Source organism: Bacillus cereus (genome assembly GCF_002564555.1).
GTDB lineage: Bacteria > Bacillota > Bacilli > Bacillales > Bacillaceae_G > Bacillus_A > Bacillus_A cereus_K.
This window is the reverse complement of sequence record NZ_NUVD01000015.1, coordinates 25,145-49,150: the sequence shown is the minus strand read 5'-3', so window position 1 is coordinate 49,150 and position 24,006 is coordinate 25,145. Positions and strand designations below refer to the sequence as shown.

Here is a 24,006-nt window from a genome sequence, read left to right as displayed (position 1 = left end):
AATTATGATAGCAACTGCCGCTTTTTGCGAAAGAATAAAAGGAAATATGCAAGTGAGCATTGAATTATAGTAATGATGCATATAACGGAGAGGAGGCTCGTTCATGTCATTTAAAGACTATGAATATAAACGGCCGAATATTGAAGAATTAAAAGAGAAATTTACTGTTGCTTTAGAGAAGTTTGATAACGCAAAAACTGTAGAAGAACAAAAACAAGTTATCAATTCAATTAACGAAATTCGCAATGATTTTGGTACAATGGGGAACCTTTGTTACATTCGTCATTCTGTTGATACGACAGATGCTTTTTATAAGGAGGAGCAAGATTTCTTTGATGAATACTCTCCAGTTGTACAAGGGTATGGTACAAAATATTATAAGGCGTTAATTCATTCTCCATTCCGTGAAGAATTAGAAGCGTATTATGGGAAGCAATTATTCGCCCTAGCGGAATGTGATTTGAAAACATATTCAGATGATGTTGTGAAAGATTTACAATTAGAGAATAAATTGTCTTCGCAATATACACAGTTATTAGCATCCGCAAAAATTGATTTTGCAGGAGAAGAAAGAACATTATCGCAACTTATTCCATTTATGCAAGGAAAAGAAAGAAGCGAACGTAAAGCAGCAAGTGAAGCATACTACGGGTTTTTAGCTGGAAATGAGGAAGAACTAGATCGTATTTATGATGAGCTTGTTAAAGTGAGAACGCAAATTGCGAAATCTTTAGGTTTCAAAAACTTTGTTGAACTTGGATATGCAAGAATGTATCGTACAGATTATAATGCGGAGATGGTGGCGAATTATCGTCAGCAAGTACTTGATTATATCGTTCCAGTTACAACGGAATTAAGAAAGAGACAACAAGCACGTATCGGTGTAGAGAAGCTAGCATATTATGACGAAAACTTTGAGTTTGCTACAGGTAATCCAACTCCAAAAGGAGATGCGGATTGGATTGTTAATCATGGGAAAACGATGTATAAAGAGTTATCAGCTGAAACGGATGAATTTTTCAATTTCATGTTAGATAATGATTTGTTAGATGTAGTTGCAAAAAAAGGAAAAGCTGGTGGCGGATATTGTACATATATTGAGAATTATAAAGCGCCATTTATTTTCTCAAACTTCAACGGAACATCTGGTGACATTGACGTATTAACGCATGAAGCGGGTCATGCTTTCCAAGTATACGAAAGTCGTAAATTTGAAATTCCAGAATATAATTGGCCAACATATGAAGCGTGCGAAATCCACTCTATGAGTATGGAATTCTTTACATGGCCATGGATGAAGCTATTCTTTGAAGAAGATGCAGATAAATATTACTTCTCTCATTTGAGTTCAGCACTTCTGTTTTTACCATATGGTGTATCTGTTGATGAATATCAACATTATGTATATGAAAATCCTGAAGCATCACCGGAAGAGCGTAAGACAGCATGGCGTAACATAGAGAAGAAATATTTACCGCATCGTGATTATGAGGATAATGATTATTTAGAGCGCGGTGGTTTCTGGCAACGTCAAGGGCATATTTATAGTTCACCTTTCTATTATATTGATTACACGCTTGCTCAAATTTGTGCACTACAATTTTGGAAACGTGCAAGAGATAATAGACAAGAGGCATGGGAAGATTATGTGAACCTTTGTCAACAAGGGGGAAGTAAATCATTCTTGGAATTAGTAGAAGTGGCCAATTTAACATCGCCATTTGCTGAGGGCTGTGTGAAAAGTGTCATTACAGAAATTGAAACATGGTTACATGCGATTGACGACACAAAACTGTAAAAAAGATGCGATTTTTTTCACATGTTTAACATCGACATAATGGGAAAATAATGAGATAATAAAAGAAAATTCAGAATTATTAAGAGGTGTTTCGAATAAGGAGCACCTCTTTTCACCAACAAAAAGGGGGGAAAGAAGTATGCTTCAATCTAATATGGATGTGAGTTTAGAAAGTTTGGTGAACTCATTACAGTCTACCCGAAGCACGCTATTATCAGAAATTGAAATGTTAAATGATACAGAAGTGAATGTAAAACCACGCCGTGATAAATGGAGTATTATTCAGATTTTGCATCACTTGCATTTAGTTGAACAATCTGTCACATCTGCCCTTGTATATGCTTTACAAAAAAAAGAAAGAAAACTGGCTCCATTTAAAGACCTCCAACTTACGCTTGATCGCACACATAAACGAGAAGCTCCTCAACAAATGAAACCAACAGAAACTTTAATAAAAAAACAACAAGGAATTCAATTACTAGAACATTCACGACAAGAACTATTACATGCGCTTCATAGTGTTATAGATGAAAACGAATTATTTGAAAATGGATTAAAGCATCCGATTTTTAATGATTTGAATTTGTATCAGTGGGTTCAATTTCTTGATTTGCATGAACAAAGACATCTTACGCAGTTAAAAGAGGCGAAACATGCAGTTTTACAGCGATAAAGTGGAAGAAGTGGGAAACCGCTTCTTTTTTTGTGCATGCATAGTTTTCTTTCTTACTTTGGAATACTACATGGAGAAAGAAAAGAAGGAGTTGAAAAGTATGTCAAAGAAAAAGAGAGAAGAAGAGCGCGCTTGGAAAGCTCGTAAAGAGAATCAAAAACCACATGGAAAAGTGAAAGCTTTTGCTGAATTGGTTGAAGGAACAGAAAAAACGTGATGAACTTCATCACGTTTTTTGTATGATTGGGAAAGTTAATAAAAATGTTGTACCTGTTCCTTTTTCACTAATAATATCAACCTTTCCATTCATTACTTGAATGACACTGAAGACGACCATCATTCCGAGTCCGGTCCCTTTTTCTTTCGTCGAGTAGAAAGGTGACCCGAGACGTTTTACTTGTTCTTGATCCATACCAACGCCTGTATCTTTTATATATAATTGGATATGTTTATGGTCTGGAACTACTGTAAGAATAAGGTCACCGCCGTTAGGCATTGCCTCAATACAGTTTTTAAAAATATTTAATAAGCATTGGTTCAGCTTTTGCTTTTCACCAGCTATAAAGAAAGAGGTACTTTGTTTGATGTAATGTATACGAACATTTGTCAAATTGGCAAGAGGTGTAATTAAAGATAATGCATGCAGTAATTCTTCCTCTAGCTGTAATGTTTGTTCTTTCTCAATACTCGGCTTTGCAAAAGTTAAGTAGTCGGTAAGGACATGATTTGCTTGTTCGATACCATTGATGGCTATGTCGATATATAATTTTCGCTCTTCTTCAGAACATGTATCCGACTGTAGAAGTTGCAAAAACCCTTTCGTTGAAGTTAAAGGGTTACGAATTTCATGAGAGATGGAAGCGGCCATTTCTCCGATTAAATGAAATTTTTCAGCATTCATAAGTTCATTTTGGAGACGGACCTGTGTTTGTAATATGTGTAGTAAATATAAAATAAGGATCGTACCTATTATTGTGCATAGTTCATACACGATAATATGTGGTATATAATCTGCATCATTCGTAACGCTGTCAAGGAAAAATGGTATCCAACCCAATCCATAAGTGAGACTGTAAAAAATAGCAAGTACTATTTTTATGTGATTGGAGCTTCGATTAAAAACTTTGTATGTTAGTAGTAGAATAATGAATAGGAGAATAGAAGCGATAAAGGATGGGAAAACCCCTACTCCTCCTAATAAGAAGTGATATATGTTTAATACAGCTAAAATAGAACCGCCAGCAATAGGTCCTCCTGTTAATGTGCCGATAATTAATACGATATGTCGCATATCGAATTGAAAACCGTTATTTGTTTTTGCAGCAAAAGTGATACATAATATAGTGGCTAGACAACATAATGCAATAAATATAGCTGAATTTAATTTAGGAGATCGTTTTCCTTTTTGGTTCCAAAATAAGTGATATACAAGCATTGTAACGAGAATAGATAGTATATTTAAAAAGAGGTAAATAATAAAGAGTTTCAGTATGATGCCCCCTCCCCTAATATTAAATCAATCATACTATAAATCGAACGAAATGAAATGCGAAATAGCGGAAAAATCAGAAATTTTTTCTGGTAGTATACAATATGTTACAATAAGCTTTGTCAATGAAAGAAGGAATTCCGTGCACTGCACGGGAGAGGTTCGCGAACTCCCTCTATAAAAAACTATGGAAACAACAATATCTTTAGGTATTGTTTTGTTTTTTTATTGTGACAGTTCAAGAACGTTCTTTCTTCTTATTCGTAGTAGAGAAGGAGAATGAGTGAAATGAAAAAAGAAAAAGCAGTTGTTGTTTTTAGTGGAGGGCAAGATAGTACGACATGTTTATTTTGGGCAATAGAGCAGTTTGCAGAAGTAGAAGCTGTAACGTTTAATTACAATCAACGTCATAAGTTAGAAATTGATTGTGCAGCGGAAATTGCAAAAGAGTTAGGAATTAAACATACGGTACTAGATATGAGTCTATTAAATCAACTTGCTCCAAATGCGTTAACGAGAACGGATATGGAGATTACACATGAAGAAGGTGAATTACCATCGACGTTTGTAGATGGACGAAATTTACTATTCTTATCATTTGCGGCGGTATTAGCAAAACAAGTTGGAGCACGTCATATTGTAACAGGCGTATGTGAAACTGATTTTAGTGGTTATCCAGATTGCCGTGACGTGTTTGTGAAATCGTTAAACGTTACATTAAATTTATCTATGGATTATCCGTTTGTCATTCATACACCACTTATGTGGATTGATAAAGCAGAGACATGGAAATTATCTGATGAACTTGGCGCATTTGAGTTTGTTAGAGAAAAAACATTAACATGTTATAACGGAATTATTGGTGATGGTTGTGGTGAATGTCCAGCATGTCAACTTCGTAAAGCAGGATTAGATACGTACTTACAAGAACGCGAAGGAGCGAACAACTAATGGATAATTTTTTTGGATTTCGCATTGTAGAAAATTTGCAAAAAATGGACAAGGATATTCAGCGTAAACAACTTAAATATCATAATAAAAGAGTAATGGTCAGCAAGGAATTTACATTTGATGCAGCACACCATTTACACTGCTATGAAGGGAAATGTAAAAACTTACATGGTCACACATATAAAGTTGTATTTGGGATTAGTGGATATGTAAATGAAATAGGTCTTGCGATTGACTTTGGAGATATAAAAGAAATTTGGAAAAATGAAATAGAAATTTATTTAGACCATCGTTATTTAAATGAAACGTTACCAGCAATGAATACGACTGCTGAAAATATGGTTGTTTGGATTTATGAAAAGATGGCAGAAGCATTAACGAAAGATAATCGTGTGAACGAATATAAAGGAGCTCGTGTTGAATTTGTTCGTCTATTTGAGACGCCGACTAGTTATGCGGAAGTAAGACGGGAGTGGATGCTCGATGAGTAAAATCCCTGTCTTAGAAATATTTGGTCCGACTATTCAAGGAGAAGGAATGGTTGTAGGACAAAAGACAATGTTTATTCGTACAGCTGGCTGTGATTATAGCTGTGCTTGGTGTGATTCTGCTTTTACGTGGGATGGATCAGCTAAAGATCAAATTAGACAGATGACACCAGAGGACATTTGGAATGAACTTGTAGAGATTGGTGGAGAAAACTTTTCTCATGTTACGATTTCAGGCGGGAATCCGGTATTGCTGAAAAATATCGAGTTTCTTCTTTCCATATTAAAAGAAAATGGGATGCGAACGGCGATAGAGACACAGGGGAGTAAATGGCAAGATTGGTTACTTCAAATTGACGAGGTAACGATTTCGCCAAAACCACCAAGTTCGACTATGAAAACAGATTTTCAAAAGTTAGATGTTGTAATTCAGAAACTAGCAGGAAAAGATATTAGTTTAAAAGTAGTAGTATTCGATGACCATGACTTTGAATATGCAGTGAAAATGCACGAACGTTATCCAGATGTACCATTTTTCTTACAAGTAGGAAATGATGATACGAAGACAGTGGATGATGCAATGCTTATTAAAAAGTTATTAGATAAGTATGAGTGGCTGATTGATAAAGCTGTAAATTGTAAAGAGATGAATGATGCAAAAGTATTGCCTCAGCTTCATGCACTAGTATGGGGAAATAAACGCGGCGTATAATAAGAAAGGATGTTTAAAAATGACAGGAAGATTAGATGAAGATTTAAAAGACGTAACATTACTAGGAAATCAAAATACAAAATATTTATTTGAATATAGCCCAGAAATTTTAGAGGTATTTGATAATAATCATCCAAACCGTGATTATTTTGTGAAATTCAACTGTCCTGAATTTACAAGCTTATGCCCAAAAACAGGACAACCAGATTTTGCAACAATCTATATTAGCTACATTCCAGAGCAAAGAATGGTAGAGAGTAAATCTTTAAAGCTATATTTATTTAGTTTCCGAAATCATGGCGACTTCCACGAAGATTGTATGAACGTTATTATGAATGATTTAATTAAGTTAATGGATCCACGCTACATTGAGGTATGGGGGAAATTCACACCACGCGGTGGTATTTCAATCGATCCATACTGCAACTACGGCCGCCCAGGAACGAAGTATGAACAAATGGCAGACTACCGTATGATGAATCACGATCTATATCCAGAAACAATTGATAATCGTTAATATATAATAGAAAGAAAGGATNNATCCTTTCTTTCTATTATATTATGCATTTTGATTAATGACAGTATAGTTTTTATGACTTACAACTGTAAGAGGTTCCATATCTAGTTCTCTAAAATTCTCCATAATTGTTATATCAACAATAACAGAGTTTTGATTTACTTTTTGAACACGGCCTTGCATGCCACCTTTAAATTCGATGATATCTCCAGTTTCTGCGATCTGCATAAGCAACTCTCCTTGTTACAGTTTTTCCAAAAAGAATAATTTGGGATTTTTTTATTTTCCTTTATTTTGAACTATGTTTCCTGTTTTGTAAATGTTTTCAAAGTAAAAAGTCGAAAAATATTCATTTTTTGTAAGATGATATCCAGATTTAATATGATGGTGGAGAAAAAGTGTTTATATCTTTATATTGGAGTATAATGGAAATGGACGTTGGTCTGTTTAATATGGGGGAAATAGGAGCGGTAAAATTATGTTTGAAATTATGGGGAGTTTTATAGCTTTGTTCTTATTTTTATTTTCTTATATACAGTTGAAGAAAATTCGTCAACATGAAACGAATACATATTTTGATGGAATAGATGCTTCTGTTACACATGGTAGTGGCGGAGATATGTAACAATATATAACTTTTATTTTCAGCATGTTATGATGAATGTAAGAAATAGTACATAATATAGTTCGTAAGTGATGAATGGAGAGTGAAAAGAATGTGGATATCTTTTATTCGTCATGGTCGCTTGAATAGTGCTATAGAACCGATGACAATTACTTCATTTCATGAATGGCTGAAGAGATATGATGTAGATAGTGTGAGTAGGGAATGTAACATACCGATTGAAACAATTGAGGCAGTGGAATCAGCAAATTTAATTGTATCGAGTGATCAAAGACGTGCTGTACAGTCAGCAGCGGAATTAATGAATTCTTTGTCCTTCGTGCAAAATTCTCTTTTTAGGGAAGTAGAAGTACCGTCGAGTTTTTTTGCACCGAAATGGTTTAAATGTAAACCAGAGACGTGGTTTTTTATTGGACGTGCTTTATGGATGGTTGGGTATCATAAAGATGTTGAGTCGTATAAAGAAGCAAGAGAAAGGGCGAAAGAAGCTGCTAATATGTTACATCGTTATGCGATGGTGCACGGGAAAATCGCGATAGTAGGACATAGTTATTTTAATACGATGATTGGTGCGGAACTGAGGGCGATGGGATGGTCTGGACCTCCTATTTTTCATCGGAAGCCGTGGGGATATACAAAGTATACGTTCCATGAGGCGATGAATAGAAGTGTATTAAATACAAAATTAACTTAAAAGCACACGATTTTATATAAAATCGTGTGCTTTTTTTAAGGTATAGAAACCAATGTACGTAATGGTTTTATTAGATGAGCATACGGTTCGCCGACGAGCATCACGGTTTGATCTTCTTTGTAACCTAGTTTTTCATACAGCGAAAAAGCGCGTTTGTTTTCTAAATTAACAAGTAAGGCAATTTTTTCATGACCTTTTTCAGCTGCATGAAGTTCAGCTGCATCGATTAATTTAGAGCCAATGCCACGGCCACTGTACATATTCGAAACTGACAACGTGTCAATATAATACTCATCAAGTTCAGCTTCTTTTTCTAATGTAATGGATTCATCTTCATGTAGTTCTCTTAAGTAGCGTGTGATTGGTGCATCAAGTTGTTCAGCGTCACTACCGTGATAAACAACAATAACCCCAACCACCTTTCCATCTTGTTCCGCCACTAAACAGTTTTCATAGCTCAATCGATTGTTTTCTTTTACGAACCATTTTTCAAGTCCTAGTAATACTTTTGCTTCAACTGTGCTACCAGTGATTTTTTCAGCAATTTCGTGCAGAGCGTTATACAATAAAGGAGCTATTGCCTTTGCATCTGTCTTTGTTGCTTTCCGAATCATAGTATCCCTCCTAGTTCTATTCATACATTGTAACATACTGGTATAGAACTTTGTATGATTGAATGTCGAAATGTTTGATATAGAGAAGTAGCTATGTTAGTATATGATATTTAGTGGACGTATAATAAAGCGATATCGCTTGTGAAATAATGAAAATGAAATTGAGGCATAGCAACGGGATAAAGGGAAACTTTAATCAGTGGTGGCATCCGCTATTGATGATTAGCCTTCACCAATCAGGCATTTACGGGCAGCACGACTCCCATCTAACTTCTTTGCTCCAGCCGAATTTCGAGTGAGAGTCTTACCGCCCGCAAATAGCGGGATAAATTTACAGTTGTTGACTTATAAAAGATACGATAAAATAAAATATTGCATAGAGGTGAAATACATGGATGAACAATTAGCAAATACAATTTTGGATCAGCTGAAAAATGGTGAAATAAAGGAGTATGTTGCAACGAAAGATGTATTTTATACGTTTAGAAAAGTTGTAGTAAGTCGGGAAGATTTTAAACATATTATTGGAAACGCACAACGCGGCGGACAGGTAATTTATACATATTCAGAAACGCCACGTTCATAAATAGAAGATAAAGGAGAGGAGAATTATGGGAGATTTTAAACAAGGCATTTTACCGCATTGGGATTATATGTGGAAAGATAGATCCGGCAATAGATTTATGGGAATGGTTATGTATCCAGAGAAACGAAAATGTTCAACAAAAATGCTTCAGAAAATAAAAATGGCGTATGAGCAGGCAGCAGAAATTAAAGTAACTTTACAAGTTCAGCATACATATCAGTACGTAGAAGGAATGATTGTATACTTTGATGAAGAAGCTCCTGTATGTACAATGCTGGATAAAGATGAGAATCCATACCATATATTTGTAAAAGATATTTTGCGTATTGAGTACTCTGAATAATCTTTTCATAAATAAATTGAAGTTCCATAATAATAATCTTTTTCTATAATAGTTATCTTTTAGTATGTAACGAGAACCGAAAATATATGTATAATATTTAATAAAGTAAAATTGATAAATGTAATCGTTTTTTAGAGCAGATTATCGTTTCATGTCTGTTCTTTTTTGCGTGATGCTGGAGAAATATATTCCTCCAGCATTTGCCGTTTTATGACAAAAAATATTGGTGGCTTTTTTAAAAATAAGGTTAAATTCGTTGACAACTTTTTTAAAAAGCACTTTATTGACATGAGTTTTAGAATGTTGTTTCATAGTCATTGTATTGAAAAAAATCGACTGTCATGTCGAAAAGTAAAAGTTAAAAAAAGAAAGAATTTATACATACATCTTGTGTCTTATTTTGAAACGTAATACAATATATAGAGAAATCAAGAAACGACATACAGAGAATATAGATTGGAGAGGGAGGGTCGGAAATGTTAGTTGCATATGATTCTATGACAGGAAACGTGAAGCGTTTCATTCACAAATTAAATATGCCGGCCGTTCAAATTGATGAAGATCTAGTAATAGATGAAGACTTTATTTTAATTACGTATACAACAGGTTTTGGCAATGTACCAGAACGTGTTTTAGACTTTTTAGAACGCAATAATGACAAATTAAAAGGCGTATCTGCAAGTGGCAATCGTAACTGGGGAGACATGTTCGGTGCAAGTGCAGACAAAATTTCATCCAGATATGAAGTACCTATTGTATCAAAATTCGAGTTATCTGGAACAAATAAAGACGTAGAATATTTCAAGGAAAGGGTGCGGGAGATTGCGACACATTGAACTGAATAACGAAATCACGCAAATGCAGGACGGTTTTTATCAGCTTCATAAAGATAAAGAGGCATTAGAAGTCTTTATGGAAGAAGCTAGAGAGAATACCGTTCATTTTAATAGCGTGGCAGAGCGAATGGAGTATATGAAAGAACAGGATTACTATTACAACGTTCTGGACGAGTATAGCTTGGAGGAAGTAGAAGAGGTATATAACATCGCTTATGGTGAAAACTTCGAGTTCCAATCTTATATGGCAGCATCTAAGTTCTACAAAGATTATGCGCTAAAAACAAATGATCAAAAACAATACTTAGAAAGCTATGAAGATCGTGTAGCAATTGTTTCATTATACTTAGGACGCGGTGATGTTGCGAAGGCAAAACAATTCGCAAGCATGATTGTAAAACAAAACTACCAACCAGCGACACCAACCTTTTTAAATGCGGGAAGAAGCAGAAGAGGAGAAATGGTGTCTTGTTTCTTGTTAGAGATGGATGATAGCTTAAATTCAATCGGCTTTAACATTAATACAGCGATGCAATTATCGAAAATCGGCGGCGGAGTAGCTTTAAACTTATCTAAGCTACGCGCACGTGGTGAGCAAATTAAAGGTATTGATAACGCTGCAAGTGGTGTAGTACCTGTTATGAAATTACTTGAAGATTCGTTTTCATATGCGAATCAACTTGGCCAACGAAAAGGTGCCGGGGCTGTATACTTAAATATTTTCCATTGGGATATTATTGAATTCCTTGATACAAAAAAAATAAATGCCGATGAGAAGAGCCGTATTCAGTCTCTATCAATCGGAATTATCGTTCCAAGTAAGTTCTTTGAGCTTGCTGAGAAAAACGAACCTTTCCATGTTTTCGCGCCTTATACGGTGTTTAAAGAATACGGAAAACATTTAGATGATATTGATATCGATGAAATGTACGATGAATTAATGAGCAATCCGAAAGTGAAGAAGAAGCCGCTAGATATTAGTGCGCGTGATATGCTTATTAAAATTGCTATGATTCAGCTTGAGTCTGGTTATCCATACTTAATGTTTAAATCCAATGCAAATAACCAACATCCACTGAAGGATATTGGAACTGTGAAGATGTCGAACTTGTGTACAGAAATCTTCCAGCTACAAGAAACTTCTGAAATAAATGATTACGGTACAGATGACATTATCCGTCGTGATATTAACTGTAATTTAGGATCGTTAAATATCGTGAATGTAATGGAAAATAAAGAAATTCGTGAAGCCGTTCATGCGGGAATGGAAGCTTTAACAGCTGTTTCTGATATGACGATCATTCCGAATGCACCAACTGTGAAAAAAGCAAATGATGAGCTTCATTCAGTTGGACTTGGCGCAATGAACTTACACGGATATTTATCAAAAAACAAAATCGCATATGAAAGTGCAGAAGCGAAAGAGTTCGCTCGTACATTCTTTATGATGTTAAATTACTACTCTATTGAGAAAAGTATGGAAATAGCTAAAGAAAAAGGCGAAACATTTAAAGACTTCGATAAGTCTGATTATGCGAACGGCACATACTTTGAAAAGTATGAAACGACAGATTACAGCCCAGTAACTGAAAAAGTTCAACAATTATTTGAAGGAATTCATATTCCGACAAAAGAAGATTGGACAAGTTTAAAAGAGCAAGTGCAGAAGAATGGTTTATATAACTCATATCGTCTTGCTATCGCTCCAACACAATCTATCAGTTACGTTCAAAATGCAACTTCAAGCGTAATGCCGATCGTAAGTCAAATCGAATCAAGAACGTATGCGAATGCGACAACATATTATCCAATGCCGTATTTATCAAAAGATACGTTCTGGTACTATAAATCTTCTTACGATATGAATCAGTTTAAACTAATTGATTTAATCGCAGAAATTCAAGAACATATTGACCAAGGAATTAGTACAATTCTTTACGTTAATAGTGATATTTCAACACGTGAATTAGCACGTTACTACATCTATGCACATAAAAAAGGCTTAAAGAGTCTGTATTATACGAGAACACGTAAGTTAAGCGTGGAAGAGTGCGTGGCTTGTACCGTTTAATGGCATATTGCCATACTAAATGAATAACCCAATAGTATGAGCAGGGTTCATAACCCTGCTCATACTTGGTTTGTTCTACTAAACGGTTAGATTTTCATTACTAGATGGAAATTTAACCGTTCAGTAGAACAATAAATGATATAGGGGTGATTCAATGCGCGCTGTTAACTGGAACAAAAAAGAAGATGATTTCAGTTTAATGTTTTGGAAGCAAAACATCGCTCAGTTTTGGACAGAAGAAGAAATCGCGGTATCTTCTGACAAAAATACTTGGGTACAATTATCAAAAGAAGAGCAAATTGCTTATAAGCGTGTATTAGGTGGTTTAACACTTTTAGATACGAAGCAAGGTGGCGAAGGGATGCCTCTTGTACTTGTTCATCTTGAAAATTTACAAGCGAAAAGTGTATTAGCTTTCATGGGCGCTATGGAAGAAGTACATGCGAAGAGTTACAGTCATATTTTCACAACGTTAGCTACTGAAGAAGAAATTGATGATATTTTTGAATGGGTAGATACTCATCCATTACTTGAGAAAAAGGCTGGTATTGTTACTAGTTATTATCGTCGTTTATTAAAGCCTGAAGTAACGAAAAAAGAGTTATACATGGCAATGGTAGCAAGTGTATTCTTAGAAAGTTACTTATTCTATAGTGGCTTCTTCTATCCGCTTTACTTAGCAGGTCAAGGGAAATTGACGGCAAGTGGTGAGATTATTAACCTTATTATCCGTTAACTTATAGCGGCTTTTGGTAGAGATACCAATTGAAAAACCCTTTTAATTGCTGGGACCCCCTATTGTAAATTTATCTGTTTTATTATTGATGAATACATGCATTTAGGTTATTCTCTAACTATCAATAGATGGAAAGGAGAATAGCTGATAGGGCAATCAGCAGCGAAGCCTTTATCTAGCGATAACATGTACGGAATTTACTATTTGAAGATCAATGGGAAGTATTATATCGGTAAAGATGTGCACGTTTCAAATTTAAAACGAATTAGGGAACATATGTGGATGTTAAAGAGTGGTACACATTATAATAGGTATTTACAAGCAGCATACTGTAAATATGAATCCACTTTAGAATATGGAATTCTAGAGGAAATAGAATGTTCATTGGAAGAATTGAGTGAGATTGAGCAACAGTATATTTGGCTGTATAATTCTTATAATAATGGCTATAATTTAACTTTAGGCGGAGAAGGATTGGGTGGAATTAAATTCACTGAAGAACAATTAGAGAAGAAAAGGCTACGTGTTATAGGTGAAAAAAATCCACAATCCAAAATTACAGATGCACAATTTTTTGAGATTGCAGAGCTACTAAAGTGCGGAAAGACAAATCCAGAAATTGCTGAAATGTATAATCTTCATCCTAATTATGTGTCTTTAATTCGACATAAGAAACGTTATAAACATCTTTGGGAAAAAGTGCAAAATTATATGCCGGTTAAATCCGAACACCAACTGAAAACAAGGGGACGTGTTACTCTTGAAATGTTTTTGGATATTGTTCAGATGTTACAAGCCGGTGAATCAAATGCATCCATTGAAAGAAAATATGGGTTATCGAGCGGCACAGGAAGCCGTATCAGACATCGAAAACTGTATAAACAGTGGTGGGTGCGATACGTAGATAAAGGAACGTTCAACGACTATCCCAATGGCGGTGAAATTCCGCAATAGGAGTAGGGCCAAGCGGTGGGTGAGAATCCCTTAAATCGAAATGGAGGGCTGCCTGAGAAGGTAGATGATATAGTCTCTTCTTACAGGAAACTGTAAGCTGTATAAACGGCATAGGAGTAGCGAACTTATGTGAAGGTAAAGGATGAGTCCATTCACGGCGTATTCGTCGGTATTTTAGCACAACAAATCTTCGCAGAACTTTCTGCTGAAGATCAACAAGAGGTGCAAAAAGAAACGCAAGAGTTATTAATGGAACTATATGAAATTGAAATGGCATATACAGAAGAAATTTACACTTCTATCGGTCTTGTAGAAGATGTAAACCGTTTCGTTCGTTACAATGCGAATAAAGGACTTATGAACTTAGGACTTGAGCCGAAGTTTGAAGAAGAGGAAATTAACCCGATCGTTTTAAATGGTTTACGTACTGATACGAAAAACCATGATTTCTTCTCTGTAAAAGGAAATGGTTACGTAAAAGCAACAAATGTTGAAAAGTTAGCTGACGATGACTTCGTATTCAATTTTTAATATAGTGTTATAAAAAAGCTGTCTTTATAGAAAAGACAGCTTTTTTTGCTATAAATAGTTTACATAATGTTATTATTTCATGAAAATGTTTCTATCTTGTAAAAGCCTAATTTGTGAAAAAGTGAAGATAAAAAACACGGATTAAAGTTTTATTTTTAATATTTAACAGTATGAGAGATTGAATAACTTATGTCAAAATGAATAAAAAATTAGAAGAATTAAGGCTTACTTCCACCTATATGCTCTTTTTCGAATTGAATTTTATAATTACAGAAATCTTGGCTCGAAAATTGCATTGATATTTAAAACAAAAGGAGATTGTAATACTTTGTGTGGTATATACAGTAATTTGAAAGCGTTTCCTTTTCGTTGTCAATTTTTAATTGGAAATTAGATAGAGAAAGTAGGGGGAATGATAGGTGGGAAAAGCAGTTAGTTTAAAACGTTCGTTAGGGCTTTGGTCAATTGTTATGCTAGGGGTCGGGTATATGACACCGATGGTTGGGTTTGATACATTTGGAATCGTTTCTGAAAAAACGGATGGACATGTTCCGGGAGCTTATCTGATTGCATTAGCAGGGATGTTGTTTACCGCTGCAAGCTACGGCAAAATGGTAAAGGTTTTTCCTACCGCAGGATCAGCTTATACGTATACACAGAAGACAATTAGTGCAAGGCTTGGATTTCTTGTTGGATGGTCCGCGTTATTGGATTATTTATTTCTACCGATGGTGAACGCACTATTAACGAGAATTTATTTGTCCGCGTTTTTTCCAAGTGTTCCTAATTGGATATGGGTCATTGGTTTTATTCTACTGATTACACTTATAAATATTATTAGCGTAAATGTTACTGCTAACTTCAATACGTTCTTAGTAATATTTCAAGTGCTAGTAATGACTGTGTTTGTTTTTCTAGTTATAAAAGGTTTATTAGCGGGAGAGGGAACAGGAGAAGTTTTTTCCATTCAGCCGTTTTTTCAATCAGATATAGAAATATCACCGTTGGTTGCAGGGGCGACAATTCTTTGTTTTTCATTTTTAGGTTTTGATGCAGTAACTACATTTGCGGAAGAGACACCAAATGCGCAGAAGACAATTCCTCGAGCTATTTTTCTTACTGCTTTAATCGGTGGAGTTTTATTCATTACTACAACGTATTTTACACAATCTTTTTTTCCGGATACATCTGTATTTAAAGATCAAGAATCAGCATCTCCAGAAATTGCGCTATATGTTGGTGGAAAACTATTTCAAGCTTTCTTTTTAGTAGGAACGCTTATGGGGACACTTGCGTCTGGTTTAGCTTCTCATACAAGTGTATCCAGATTATTGTACGTAATGGGTCGAGATAATGTAATTCCGAAGAAAATATTCGGATACATTCATCCTCGTTGGCGAACTCCGGTATATAACATTATTATTGTAGGGGTTATTTCCCTCGCCGCTATATTCATTGATTTAGAAACGGCAGCATCTCTTATTAACTTTGGAGCGCTTATTGCATTTACATTTGTTAATTTATCTGTAATTTCCTACTATGTAATTAAGAAAAAAAGATATAAAACGATAAAAGACTGCTTAAATTTCTTAGTTATGCCTATTTTAGGTGCTGGTACTGTAGCGATACTATGGTTTAACCTCAATATTCATTCACTTATTCTGGGACTTTGCTGGGCTATTATTGGAATTGGGTACCTTCTATATGTTACCAATATGTTCCGTTCAGCTCCTCCGCAAATGCATTTTGAAGAAGCACAGGAAATATAAAAACAAAAGACATCGGATAAATTCCGATGTCTTTTGCTTTTATATTTGGTAATCATGCAGTATTGCATAAGTCATTCAAAGATTCATAAGTAAGGGGATGACACGAGATGATTAACTTAGTATTTTCACTTGGCACGATTATTGCTTTATACAATTAGTAAAAATATAAGCGGGGTGTTATCGTGCCAATTCAATCAGAAAAACATACTAATACAGTTGAGCTTGAGAATCCTTTAGAGGAATTTCAAGCTATATTAAAAGAGGCGCTTCATTTTTTACATTATCCAGACGAAGTGTTTGAATTTCTGAAAAAACCAATGCGTTTTTTAGAAGTAAGTATTCCTGTTCGCATGGATGATGGAACAACAAAGGTATTTCAAGGGTATCGCGCTCAGCATAACGACGCTGCTGGGCCAACAAAAGGTGGTATTAGATTCCATCCAGATGTTACGGCAGAAGAAGTAAAAGCACTTGCTGGCTGGATGAGTTTGAAATGTGGGGTGACAGGACTTCCATATGGAGGCGCAAAGGGCGGGATTATTTGTAATCCACAGGAGATGAGTTTTAGAGAACTTGAGTTACTGAGTCGTGGGTATGTAAGAGCAGTAAGTCAAATTGTAGGACCGACAAAAGATATTCCAGCCCCTGATATGTACACCAATGCGCAAATTATGGCTTGGATGCTAGATGAATATGATCATATTAGGGAGTTTGACTCTCCAGGCTTTATAACCGGGAAGCCATTAATGCTAGGGGGATCACAGGGCCGGGAAACAGCAACTTCTAAAGGTGTATTGTATACACTTCAGTTAGTAAGTGAGTTAAAACAAATTCCTTTGCAAAATATGCGAGTTATTATTCAAGGATTTGGGAATGTTGGAGGGTATTTGGCGAAATATTTATATGATATTGGTGTGAAAGTAGTTGGGGTATCAGATGCTATAGGAGCGATTTATAATCCAGATGGTCTAGATGTTCCTTATTTACTAGAAAACAGAGATTCTTTTGGTGTAGTATCGAATCTCTTTAGTAAAACAATTTCTAATCAGGAGTTGTTAGAAAAAGAATGTGATGTACTTATTCCAGCGGCAATTGGGGGAGTGATTACGAAACAGAATGCAGGAAATCTTGGATGTAAGATTATCATTGAGGCTGCAAATGGTCCAACAACAAAAGAGGCGATAACCATGTTAGAAGAAAAGGGAATTTTGGTTGTTCCAGATATTTTAGCAAACTCTGGTGGTGTTATTGTTTCTTATTTTGAATGGTGTCAAAACAACCAAGGATATTACTGGACAGAGCAATATGTTGATCAATGTTTAAAGGAGAAAATTACTACTAGTTTTTCTAACGTACTTGACACTTCTAAACGCTTTGGAGTAAATATGAAAATTGCTGCGTATATTGAAGGAGTTCACAAGATTGTAGAAGCATCACGCCTAAGAGGTTGGTTGCATTTTTAACCTAAAGGAGGGTTCAAATGAAACTAGATATTTTACTAGAAGAAGTGGAGAGACAACCAATCGGTTATTATTGCATTTTGTCGAATAGTCATCGTTATGATATAGCTGTTACGTATTCACAACAGTTTCTTGGAAAAGCAATGGTTACCTCTATTCAAAATGGGAGAATGATTTTATTAAGTCAAGAAGATATTGGAGAGGAACAATATTGGGCACCAAGGCTAGGAATCGAGGGAGAAGATATAGAAGAGTTTCAAAGTTTTTTCCATATGATTCTTCAGTCACAAAGGTTAGAAGAACAATATTAATAGAATAAAAGAAAGGGATGATTGATTATGTACTATGATATTATTACGAGTCCATGCTATGGAACAATTGAAAAAGTGTCTATTAATAAGGACTCTCGAGTTTATGAATGGGAGCCATTATTTTCTATTAAAGATATGAATGGTAAACTGGAAGTAATTAAGATGGGATGTAGCGGAGAAGTTCAATCTTTAGAAGTAGAGGCAGGAGATAAAGTAATTCCGGGTATGGTATTAGCGTATATTCAAGAAGACCTTTTCGTTAGTGGTAGTGATTAATGATTAATGATAGAACAATGAGGAAGATGGCGACGTTCATCTTCTTTTTTTTGTTAAACGAAGGAAGAAATGTTTTATTTTCAGATTAATTAAAAAAATCTGCATTTAATGATACAATACAAATTAAGTAATTCAAAGGAGGAATAGCAGAATGTTTTCCATTGCTCATAAAAAAATTAGACCTATTGTTTCTCTGTCTATTGATCAATCTGAGAAGGAATGGAATATAGATGTTGAAAATATGAAAGAATCTTTTCTATTTTTAAAAAGAGGAGAGAAATTATTTGCATACGTTCATGTTAAGGATTTGCTGTCAAACAGTAATGGATTAACTTCCAAGCTATTACTTTCAAATGCTGTTTCACTAGATACAATATGTCATCTTAGTAAAGATATTTCTTTAACAGCTCTTTTTCAAATTATTGGAGCGCCGATTGCTATAGTAAAAAATGAAATGGATGAACTAACAGGATATATAAGAAGAGAGGATGTTTTTGCAGAACTATTTAAACAAGAAAATCAGAGTGTTGATATACTGAAAATTATTTTAACGTCTATTCCAATGGGGATTTTTGTAGTGGACCGTGAAAAGAAAATTGTAAACTGTAATGAATCTGGTTTGAAGATGATTAAATCGACTCCTGAAAAAGTTATGAATGTACCAGCAGAAAAGATTTTTAATGAAGAACATATTAATAATGCATTTGCAACAGGAAAAACGATTTTGAATCAATTACAACTCACAAATGAGATGGGTGTATTAGTTGACTATAGTCCTATTCCAAACTTTGATCAAAGTATTGAAGGAATGGTTATTATTGTACAAGATTTGCCGATGGTCGAGGACATGGCGATGGAAATTGAATATATAAAGGATTTAAATAAAGATTTACATGCAATATTGTCTAGTATTTATGATGAAATATTAGTTGTTAATCATAAAGGGGAATTGATGCGTTATAGTGAAACCGTTATCAATGATTTTTGGGGAAGTAATTTGAAAGATCTTTTAGGAAAAAATCTTTTAGACTTAGAAAAGAAAGGATTATTTAGTCCATCTGTCACGCGATTAGTGCTGGAACAACAAAAAAAGGTATCCGTTGTACAAGAAACAAAAAACGGAAGGAAAATATTAGCGGTCGGAAATCCTGTATTTAGTGAAAATGGAGAGCTTCATCGTATTATTATTGCCTCAAGAGATATTACAGAAGCAACGAGATTGAAGACAGAATTACATGAAATAAAGAAAATATCAGAGCAATATAAGAAGGAATTAGATGATTTTAAAAATAAAGATCGCTTTCTTAAGAAGCTTATTTACTGTAGTCCAAAAATGGAGCAGATTATTAACCAAGCTAAAAAAATAGCAGATTTTTCTTCCAATGTTCTTATTTCTGGAGAATCGGGCGTTGGGAAGGAAGTAATTGCCCAAGCGATTCATCAACTTGGAAAACGATCGTCAAAGCCATTTTTAAAATTAAACTGCGGGGCAATTCCAGAAACTTTATTAGAAAGTGAACTATTTGGTTATACGAAAGGTGCCTTTACAGGGGCGGATAAGAACGGAAAAGAAGGATATTTTAAGCGAGCTGATCAAGGTATTTTATTTTTAGATGAAATTGGAGAAATGCCCTTACATTTGCAAGTGAAATTGCTTAGAGTTTTGCAAGAACAAGAAGTAATTCCTATTGGAAGTACAATACCTACGAAAATAAATGTACAAATTATTGCTGCTACAAATAAGAGTCTTGAAAAGATGGTAGAAGCAGGAACGTTCCGTGAAGATTTATTTTATCGCTTAAATGTAATTCCGTTGCAAGTTCCTCCTCTACGAGAACGAATGGAAGATGTTCCTGTACTTGCCTTTCATTTCTTGCAACAGTTAAATGAAAAATATAATAAAAATTATCATTTAACTCCGGATGCACTTAACTTACTAGAGTTTTATTCATGGCCAGGAAATGTACGTGAATTACAAAATATGATTGAACGTTTAGTAGTATCGGCAGACGATCCAGTAATTGAAGCTGAATTTGTTAGTAAGTTTTTAACACCAGGCTATGACTTTAAAAAATCAAAACCAGTTATTACAAGAGTATTACCGTTACAAGAAGCACTACATTCTGTAGAAGAACAACTGATTTTACTTGCAATGAAGCAGTATAAAACAACGACTAAGGCTGCAAAAGCTCTTGGAATCAGCCAATCTTCGGTGAGTCGAAAATATCAAAAAATTATTAGCGAAAAAGGGATAGAGACTGATATAATCTCTTATTCTTAAAAAGGGGAAGGTCGCATAGACTTCTCCTTTTTGCTAGTTTACTGAGTTTTCCGCTATTCGTGGGCATTACGTTCTATTATCTCAAAATTCAGCGAGTTGAAGGTGATAGTGGTACTGATTGATATTCTGTCCTATGCAAAACAGAATAATGTATGCAAAAAAGCATAACTTTTTTTGTGATATATAAGAATATAGTTAGTTTTTACATGATTCCTTTGCATTTTAAATGTTGGCATGAAAATTGCTTATAAATATATAAACGATCAATAAAGGAGGATTCAATATAGTGCTAGATTTAAAAATGTATGTAAACGGTGAATGGAAAGATTCTAGTAATCAAGAGAAAAGAACGATTATTAACCCTGCGAATGGCAAGGGTATAGCATATGCACCTGAGGGAACAATTGAGGATGCAAAATACGCGATAGAAGTGGCAAAAGCGACTTTTGATAGCGGAATTTGGTCAGAAACATCAACTGCTGAAAGAGCGTCTTATTTATTTAAAATAGCAGATGAGATTGATAAAAATATGGAAGAATTGGTGCGTCTGGAAACAATGGATAATGGAAAAACACACCGTGAAGCGGAAGGAGATATTGGAGATGCAGCGGCTTGTTTTCGCTATTACGCGGGATTGATTACAAAGCCGGATGGACAAACATACCATGTAGCCGATCCGATGCAAGCAATGGTTGTAAGAGAACCAGTTGGTGTTTGTGGATTAATTGTTCCATGGAATTATCCGTTACTGATGAGTGTATGGAAAATTGCACCTGCTTTAGCAGCTGGAAACACAATTGTGTTTAAACCTTCTGAAGTGACACCAATCACTGCAACAAAGTTATTCGAAATCTTTGAAAAAGTAGAGTTACCACAAGGTGTAGCCAATATGGTGATGGGAGCAGGTCCAACAGTAGGGAATGAAATTGCAGCAAGTAATAAAGTAGATATGATTTCCTTTACGGGTGGAACAAAAACAGGTAAGCACATTATGAGAACAGCAGCAGATAATATGAAAAAGATTTCGCTAGAACTTGGAGGGAAATCTCCAAATATTATTTTTGCAGATGCTGATTTTGAAACAGCTGTTGACTACGCCCTATTTGGTATTTATGCAGGTAGCGGACAAGTATGTTCAGCCGGATCGAGAATTCTTGTAGAAGAAAGCGTTTATGATAAATTTGTTAATAGTTTTGTAGAGCGAGCACAGCAAATTAACGTTGGGCCTGGTGATAATCCAGAATCAGAAATGGGTCCACTTGTAAGTCAAGAACATATGGAAAAAGTATTACGCTACATTGAAATTGGAAAAGATGAAGGCGCAGACATTGCTTGTGGAGGTAAGCGGATACTGACGGATGGAAAAGGCGACGGTTTCTTTATTGAACCAACGGTCTTTGTCAATGTAAAACCCGATATGCGCATTGTACAGGAAGAAATTTTCGGTCCTGTTGTAGTAATTCAAAAGTTTAAAAATGAACAAGAAGCAATTGAGTTAGCAAATGGAACAGATTATGGCTTAGCTGGAGGAGTCTTTACGGTTGATGGTGCAAAAGCAATGCGTGTGATTCGCAAGCTTCGCGCAGGAATTACGTGGATTAATAGCTATCATCCAACATACAATGAGGCGCCTTGGGGTGGATATAAACAAAGTGGTATAGGTCGTAGCCTAGGAACGTTTGGTTTAGAGGAATTTCAAGAAATTAAGCAGATTAATATAAATCTAGAAGTAGAACCTATTGGTTGGTTTGCAAATAAAAAGAATGTAGGAGTGAAATAGATGGAAACGAATGTGAAAAATAAATTGAATGAGAAAGATGTAAAAGATTCAAGTGTAAATGAGTATATTACGAAAGTACTACAGTTAATTGAAAAAGAAAAGGTTTCTGAAGAAGAGGCGAACTGGATTCAAAAAGAAACAGTAGATGGATTTAGAGAGCATGTGAATCCAGGTTTTCTTGCTTATAGAAAAACAGTAACAAAAGATGGACAATTTGCATCAGTAGAATGGTCAGATGAAGGATCTTGTTTCATGGATATTAATGGTAAAAAATATATTGACTGTTTAGGTGGATTCGGAATTTACAATGTTGGTCACCGTAATCCAAAAGTAGTAAAAGCTGTGACAGATCAATTAAAGCGTCAAGCGTTGCATAGTCAGGATTTACTAGATCCACTTCGAGCAATGCTTGCAAAGATTTTAGCGGATATTACACCTGGTGATTTGAAATACTCCTTCTTTACAAATAGTGGAACAGAAAGCGTAGAGGCAGCGTTAAAACTAGCAAAAATGTATAGTGAACGAACAACTTTCATTTCTACAACTCGTGCTTTCCATGGTAAGAGTCTTGGTGCTTTATCTGGAACGGCAAAAGGAATGTTCCGTAAACCATTTTTACCATTAATTCCGGGTTTCCGTCATGTTCCGTTTGGTGACATTGATATGATGAGAAAAACATTTGAGACATGTGCATTAGTGGGAGAAGATGTTGCAGCAGTTATTTTAGAGCCAATTCAAGGAGAAGGAGGAATAATTTTACCTCCAGAAAATTATTTGAAACAAGTTCGAGAGCTTTGTGATGAATTTGGATCGCTCCTTATTTTTGATGAAGTGCAAACTGGAATGGGACGTACTGGAAAAATGTTTGCAGCAGATTTATATGATGTTGTGCCGGATATTATTTGTCTTGCGAAAGCGTTTGGTGGAGGTGTAATGCCAGCGGGAGCTATCGTTGCGAAAGAGAAAGTATTCCAAAGTTGGTTTGAAAATCCATTTATGCATACAACAACGTTTGGAGGAAATCCTCTTGCATGTGCTGCTGCAATTGCAACAATTCATGTATTATTGGAAGATAAATTACCGGAACGATCTGCGGAAGTTGGGGAGTATTTCTTAAAAGGATTGAAACAAGCAGCAGAAGGACACGAAGATAAAATATTTGAAATTCGTGGTCAAGGTTTAATGATTGGTATTGAATTCCATAAAGACGAGATTGGTTATGAAGTGTCAAAGGCAATGTTTGATCAAGGCATTCTTGTTGCGGGAACATTGATTAACTCAAAAACAATTCGTATTGAACCATCTCTTACAATTAGTTATGAAGAGGTAGATACAGTCATTAATACGTTTAAATCTGTGCTAGCGCAAGTAAAAGTAAAATAATTTTTGTATAAGATTATATATGAATTCAAGCCAGTAAAGCCATCATGTTGCTTCGTTTAATCGGGTTACTGGTTTTGATTCCAAGAAGGTAGTGTAACGAGAGTTACACTACCTTTTTATTTGTAAGT

General features: G+C 35.1%; 24 protein-coding genes, 2 pseudogenes and 1 riboswitch. Of the genes and pseudogenes, 23 read left to right on the top strand and 3 right to left on the bottom strand.

The genetic code is table 11. The annotated features are described in order from the left end of the window. Positions 1-103: 103 nt before the first annotated feature. From COI75_RS07220 to COI75_RS27230, 3 genes are all read left to right on the top strand, one after another. Positions 104-1,798: a M3 family oligoendopeptidase gene (locus COI75_RS07220; protein ID WP_000008586.1), complete on the top strand. Its 1,695-nt coding sequence runs from the start codon at positions 104-106 to the stop codon at positions 1,796-1,798. A 139-nt stretch (positions 1,799-1,937) separates the two neighbouring features. After that, positions 1,938-2,471 (top strand): DinB family protein, encoded by a 534-nt coding sequence (locus COI75_RS07215; RefSeq protein ID WP_000941968.1) that lies wholly within the window; start codon positions 1,938-1,940, stop codon positions 2,469-2,471. Between the two features lie 100 nt (positions 2,472-2,571). Next, positions 2,572-2,688, top strand: coding sequence for a DUF6254 family protein (locus tag COI75_RS27230; protein WP_000038354.1), 117 nt, complete (start codon positions 2,572-2,574; stop codon positions 2,686-2,688). A gap of 9 nt (positions 2,689-2,697) precedes the next feature. Here the strand turns inward: COI75_RS27230 and COI75_RS07205 are convergent, their stop codons facing one another. Next, a complete protein-coding gene (locus tag COI75_RS07205) occupies positions 2,698-3,906 on the bottom strand; it encodes an ATP-binding protein (RefSeq protein ID WP_002095824.1) in 1,209 nt (402 codons plus the stop codon). 205 nt (positions 3,907-4,111) lie between these two features. After that, a riboswitch (PreQ1 riboswitch) is annotated at positions 4,112-4,155 on the top strand. Between the two features lie 93 nt (positions 4,156-4,248). Here COI75_RS07205 and queC point away from each other — a divergent pair. Genes queC through queF form a run of 4 tightly spaced genes read left to right on the top strand, consistent with a single transcriptional unit; the run spans position 4,249 to position 6,628 of the window. Beyond that, positions 4,249-4,911, top strand: a complete 663-nt coding sequence (gene queC / locus COI75_RS07200; RefSeq protein WP_000711595.1) for a 7-cyano-7-deazaguanine synthase QueC — start codon at positions 4,249-4,251, stop codon at positions 4,909-4,911. Then, entirely contained in the window at positions 4,911-5,402 is a 492-nt protein-coding gene (gene queD, locus COI75_RS07195; protein ID WP_000368413.1) for a 6-carboxytetrahydropterin synthase QueD, read from the top strand. The genes queC and queD overlap by 1 nt, the downstream gene beginning before the upstream one ends. Beyond that, positions 5,395-6,111, top strand: coding sequence for a 7-carboxy-7-deazaguanine synthase QueE (gene queE, locus COI75_RS07190; protein ID WP_000036300.1), 717 nt, complete (start codon positions 5,395-5,397; stop codon positions 6,109-6,111). Before queD ends, queE begins: the two co-directional genes overlap by 8 nt. A 19-nt stretch (positions 6,112-6,130) precedes the next feature. Next, the gene (gene queF, locus COI75_RS07185; RefSeq protein ID WP_000147752.1) at positions 6,131-6,628 is read left to right on the top strand and encodes a preQ(1) synthase; all 498 of its coding nucleotides are present in this window, start codon (positions 6,131-6,133) and stop codon (positions 6,626-6,628) included. A gap of 42 nt (positions 6,629-6,670) precedes the next feature. Here the strand turns inward: queF and COI75_RS07180 are convergent, their stop codons facing one another. Then, entirely contained in the window at positions 6,671-6,856 is a 186-nt protein-coding gene (locus tag COI75_RS07180) for a YkvS family protein (RefSeq protein ID WP_001165081.1), read from the bottom strand. Positions 6,857-7,106: 250 nt separating this feature from the next. On the opposite strand from COI75_RS07180, the gene COI75_RS26820 reads away from it, so the two are divergent. Both COI75_RS26820 and COI75_RS07170 read left to right on the top strand, forming a co-directional pair. Next, the gene (locus tag COI75_RS26820; protein WP_000461688.1) at positions 7,107-7,253 is read left to right on the top strand and encodes a hypothetical protein; all 147 of its coding nucleotides are present in this window, start codon (positions 7,107-7,109) and stop codon (positions 7,251-7,253) included. Between the two features lie 91 nt (positions 7,254-7,344). Next, on the top strand, positions 7,345-7,947 hold the full coding sequence (locus COI75_RS07170; protein ID WP_000264987.1) for a histidine phosphatase family protein: 603 nt from the start codon (positions 7,345-7,347) through the stop codon (positions 7,945-7,947). A gap of 35 nt (positions 7,948-7,982) precedes the next feature. Here COI75_RS07170 and COI75_RS07165 read toward each other — a convergent pair whose 3' ends face one another. After that, entirely contained in the window at positions 7,983-8,561 is a 579-nt protein-coding gene (locus COI75_RS07165; protein WP_000619575.1) for a GNAT family N-acetyltransferase, read from the bottom strand. Between the two features lie 391 nt (positions 8,562-8,952). Between COI75_RS07165 and COI75_RS07160 the strand changes: the two genes are divergently transcribed. The 14 genes and pseudogenes from COI75_RS07160 to COI75_RS07090 all read left to right on the top strand — a co-directional run bounded on the left by COI75_RS07160 (position 8,953) and on the right by COI75_RS07090 (position 23,878). Beyond that, on the top strand, positions 8,953-9,147 hold the full coding sequence (locus tag COI75_RS07160; protein WP_000344284.1) for a hypothetical protein: 195 nt from the start codon (positions 8,953-8,955) through the stop codon (positions 9,145-9,147). Between the two features lie 25 nt (positions 9,148-9,172). Further along, positions 9,173-9,490, top strand: coding sequence for a hypothetical protein (locus COI75_RS07155; RefSeq protein WP_000502212.1), 318 nt, complete (start codon positions 9,173-9,175; stop codon positions 9,488-9,490). 476 nt (positions 9,491-9,966) lie between these two features. Further along, positions 9,967-10,326 carry a class Ib ribonucleoside-diphosphate reductase assembly flavoprotein NrdI gene (gene nrdI / locus COI75_RS07145; protein ID WP_000959446.1) on the top strand — a complete coding sequence of 120 codons (360 nt, stop codon included), beginning with the start codon at positions 9,967-9,969 and terminating at the stop codon, positions 10,324-10,326. Then, positions 10,313-12,397, top strand: a complete 2,085-nt coding sequence (nrdE, locus tag COI75_RS07140; RefSeq protein ID WP_001215830.1) for a class 1b ribonucleoside-diphosphate reductase subunit alpha — start codon at positions 10,313-10,315, stop codon at positions 12,395-12,397. Before nrdI ends, nrdE begins: the two co-directional genes overlap by 14 nt. 154 nt (positions 12,398-12,551) lie before the next feature. Beyond that, a pseudogene (locus COI75_RS07135) lies at positions 12,552-13,130 on the top strand (ribonucleotide-diphosphate reductase subunit beta); the annotation flags it as partial. Between the two features lie 189 nt (positions 13,131-13,319). Further along, positions 13,320-14,087 carry a GIY-YIG nuclease family protein gene (locus tag COI75_RS07130; RefSeq protein WP_033657961.1) on the top strand — a complete coding sequence of 256 codons (768 nt, stop codon included), beginning with the start codon at positions 13,320-13,322 and terminating at the stop codon, positions 14,085-14,087. Between the two features lie 135 nt (positions 14,088-14,222). Next, positions 14,223-14,618, top strand: a pseudogene (locus COI75_RS07125) (ribonucleotide-diphosphate reductase subunit beta); the annotation flags it as partial. Between the two features lie 419 nt (positions 14,619-15,037). Next, positions 15,038-16,387, top strand: a complete 1,350-nt coding sequence (locus COI75_RS07120) for an APC family permease (RefSeq protein WP_000513811.1) — start codon at positions 15,038-15,040, stop codon at positions 16,385-16,387. 182 nt (positions 16,388-16,569) lie between these two features. After that, positions 16,570-17,850 carry a Glu/Leu/Phe/Val family dehydrogenase gene (locus tag COI75_RS07115; RefSeq protein ID WP_001122430.1) on the top strand — a complete coding sequence of 427 codons (1,281 nt, stop codon included), beginning with the start codon at positions 16,570-16,572 and terminating at the stop codon, positions 17,848-17,850. Between the two features lie 17 nt (positions 17,851-17,867). Beyond that, positions 17,868-18,158, top strand: a complete 291-nt coding sequence (locus tag COI75_RS07110) for an SAV0927 family protein (protein WP_000762556.1) — start codon at positions 17,868-17,870, stop codon at positions 18,156-18,158. A 27-nt stretch (positions 18,159-18,185) separates the two neighbouring features. After that, positions 18,186-18,434, top strand: a complete 249-nt coding sequence (locus tag COI75_RS07105) for a hypothetical protein (RefSeq protein ID WP_000291045.1) — start codon at positions 18,186-18,188, stop codon at positions 18,432-18,434. A gap of 151 nt (positions 18,435-18,585) precedes the next feature. Beyond that, positions 18,586-20,715, top strand: a complete 2,130-nt coding sequence (locus tag COI75_RS07100; RefSeq protein ID WP_000491351.1) for a sigma 54-interacting transcriptional regulator — start codon at positions 18,586-18,588, stop codon at positions 20,713-20,715. A gap of 286 nt (positions 20,716-21,001) precedes the next feature. Next, a complete protein-coding gene (locus tag COI75_RS07095; RefSeq protein WP_000886171.1) occupies positions 21,002-22,495 on the top strand; it encodes an aldehyde dehydrogenase family protein in 1,494 nt (497 codons plus the stop codon). Further along, on the top strand, positions 22,496-23,878 hold the full coding sequence (locus COI75_RS07090) for a putrescine aminotransferase (protein ID WP_000449697.1): 1,383 nt from the start codon (positions 22,496-22,498) through the stop codon (positions 23,876-23,878). Positions 23,879-24,006: the final 128 nt, after the last annotated feature.

Excerpts from the sequence above, each read along its gene's own strand:
- COI75_RS07155 (WP_000502212.1), top strand. The coding sequence starts at position 9,173 with ATGGGAGATTTTAAACAAGGCATTTTACCGCATTGGGATTATATGTGG.
- COI75_RS07170 (WP_000264987.1), top strand. The coding sequence starts at position 7,345 with ATGTGGATATCTTTTATTCGTCATGGTCGCTTGAATAGTGCTATAGAA.
- COI75_RS07205 (WP_002095824.1), bottom strand. The coding sequence starts at position 3,906 with ATGCTTGTATATCACTTATTTTGGAACCAAAAAGGAAAACGATCTCCT.
- COI75_RS26820 (WP_000461688.1), top strand. The coding sequence starts at position 7,107 with ATGTTTGAAATTATGGGGAGTTTTATAGCTTTGTTCTTATTTTTATTT.
- COI75_RS07130 (WP_033657961.1), top strand. The coding sequence starts at position 13,320 with ATGTACGGAATTTACTATTTGAAGATCAATGGGAAGTATTATATCGGT.
- queC (WP_000711595.1), top strand. The coding sequence starts at position 4,249 with ATGAAAAAAGAAAAAGCAGTTGTTGTTTTTAGTGGAGGGCAAGATAGT.
- nrdI (WP_000959446.1), top strand. The coding sequence starts at position 9,967 with ATGTTAGTTGCATATGATTCTATGACAGGAAACGTGAAGCGTTTCATT.
- COI75_RS07220 (WP_000008586.1), top strand. The coding sequence starts at position 104 with ATGTCATTTAAAGACTATGAATATAAACGGCCGAATATTGAAGAATTA.
- COI75_RS07165 (WP_000619575.1), bottom strand. The coding sequence starts at position 8,561 with ATGATTCGGAAAGCAACAAAGACAGATGCAAAGGCAATAGCTCCTTTA.
- COI75_RS07110 (WP_000762556.1), top strand. The coding sequence starts at position 17,868 with ATGAAACTAGATATTTTACTAGAAGAAGTGGAGAGACAACCAATCGGT.
- COI75_RS27230 (WP_000038354.1), top strand. The coding sequence starts at position 2,572 with ATGTCAAAGAAAAAGAGAGAAGAAGAGCGCGCTTGGAAAGCTCGTAAA.
- queD (WP_000368413.1), top strand. The coding sequence starts at position 4,911 with ATGGATAATTTTTTTGGATTTCGCATTGTAGAAAATTTGCAAAAAATG.
- queF (WP_000147752.1), top strand. The coding sequence starts at position 6,131 with ATGACAGGAAGATTAGATGAAGATTTAAAAGACGTAACATTACTAGGA.
- COI75_RS07180 (WP_001165081.1), bottom strand. The coding sequence starts at position 6,856 with ATGCAGATCGCAGAAACTGGAGATATCATCGAATTTAAAGGTGGCATG.
- COI75_RS07100 (WP_000491351.1), top strand. The coding sequence starts at position 18,586 with ATGTTTTCCATTGCTCATAAAAAAATTAGACCTATTGTTTCTCTGTCT.
- COI75_RS07215 (WP_000941968.1), top strand. The coding sequence starts at position 1,938 with ATGCTTCAATCTAATATGGATGTGAGTTTAGAAAGTTTGGTGAACTCA.
- queE (WP_000036300.1), top strand. The coding sequence starts at position 5,395 with ATGAGTAAAATCCCTGTCTTAGAAATATTTGGTCCGACTATTCAAGGA.
- COI75_RS07160 (WP_000344284.1), top strand. The coding sequence starts at position 8,953 with ATGGATGAACAATTAGCAAATACAATTTTGGATCAGCTGAAAAATGGT.
- COI75_RS07090 (WP_000449697.1), top strand. The coding sequence starts at position 22,496 with ATGGAAACGAATGTGAAAAATAAATTGAATGAGAAAGATGTAAAAGAT.
- COI75_RS07105 (WP_000291045.1), top strand. The coding sequence starts at position 18,186 with ATGTACTATGATATTATTACGAGTCCATGCTATGGAACAATTGAAAAA.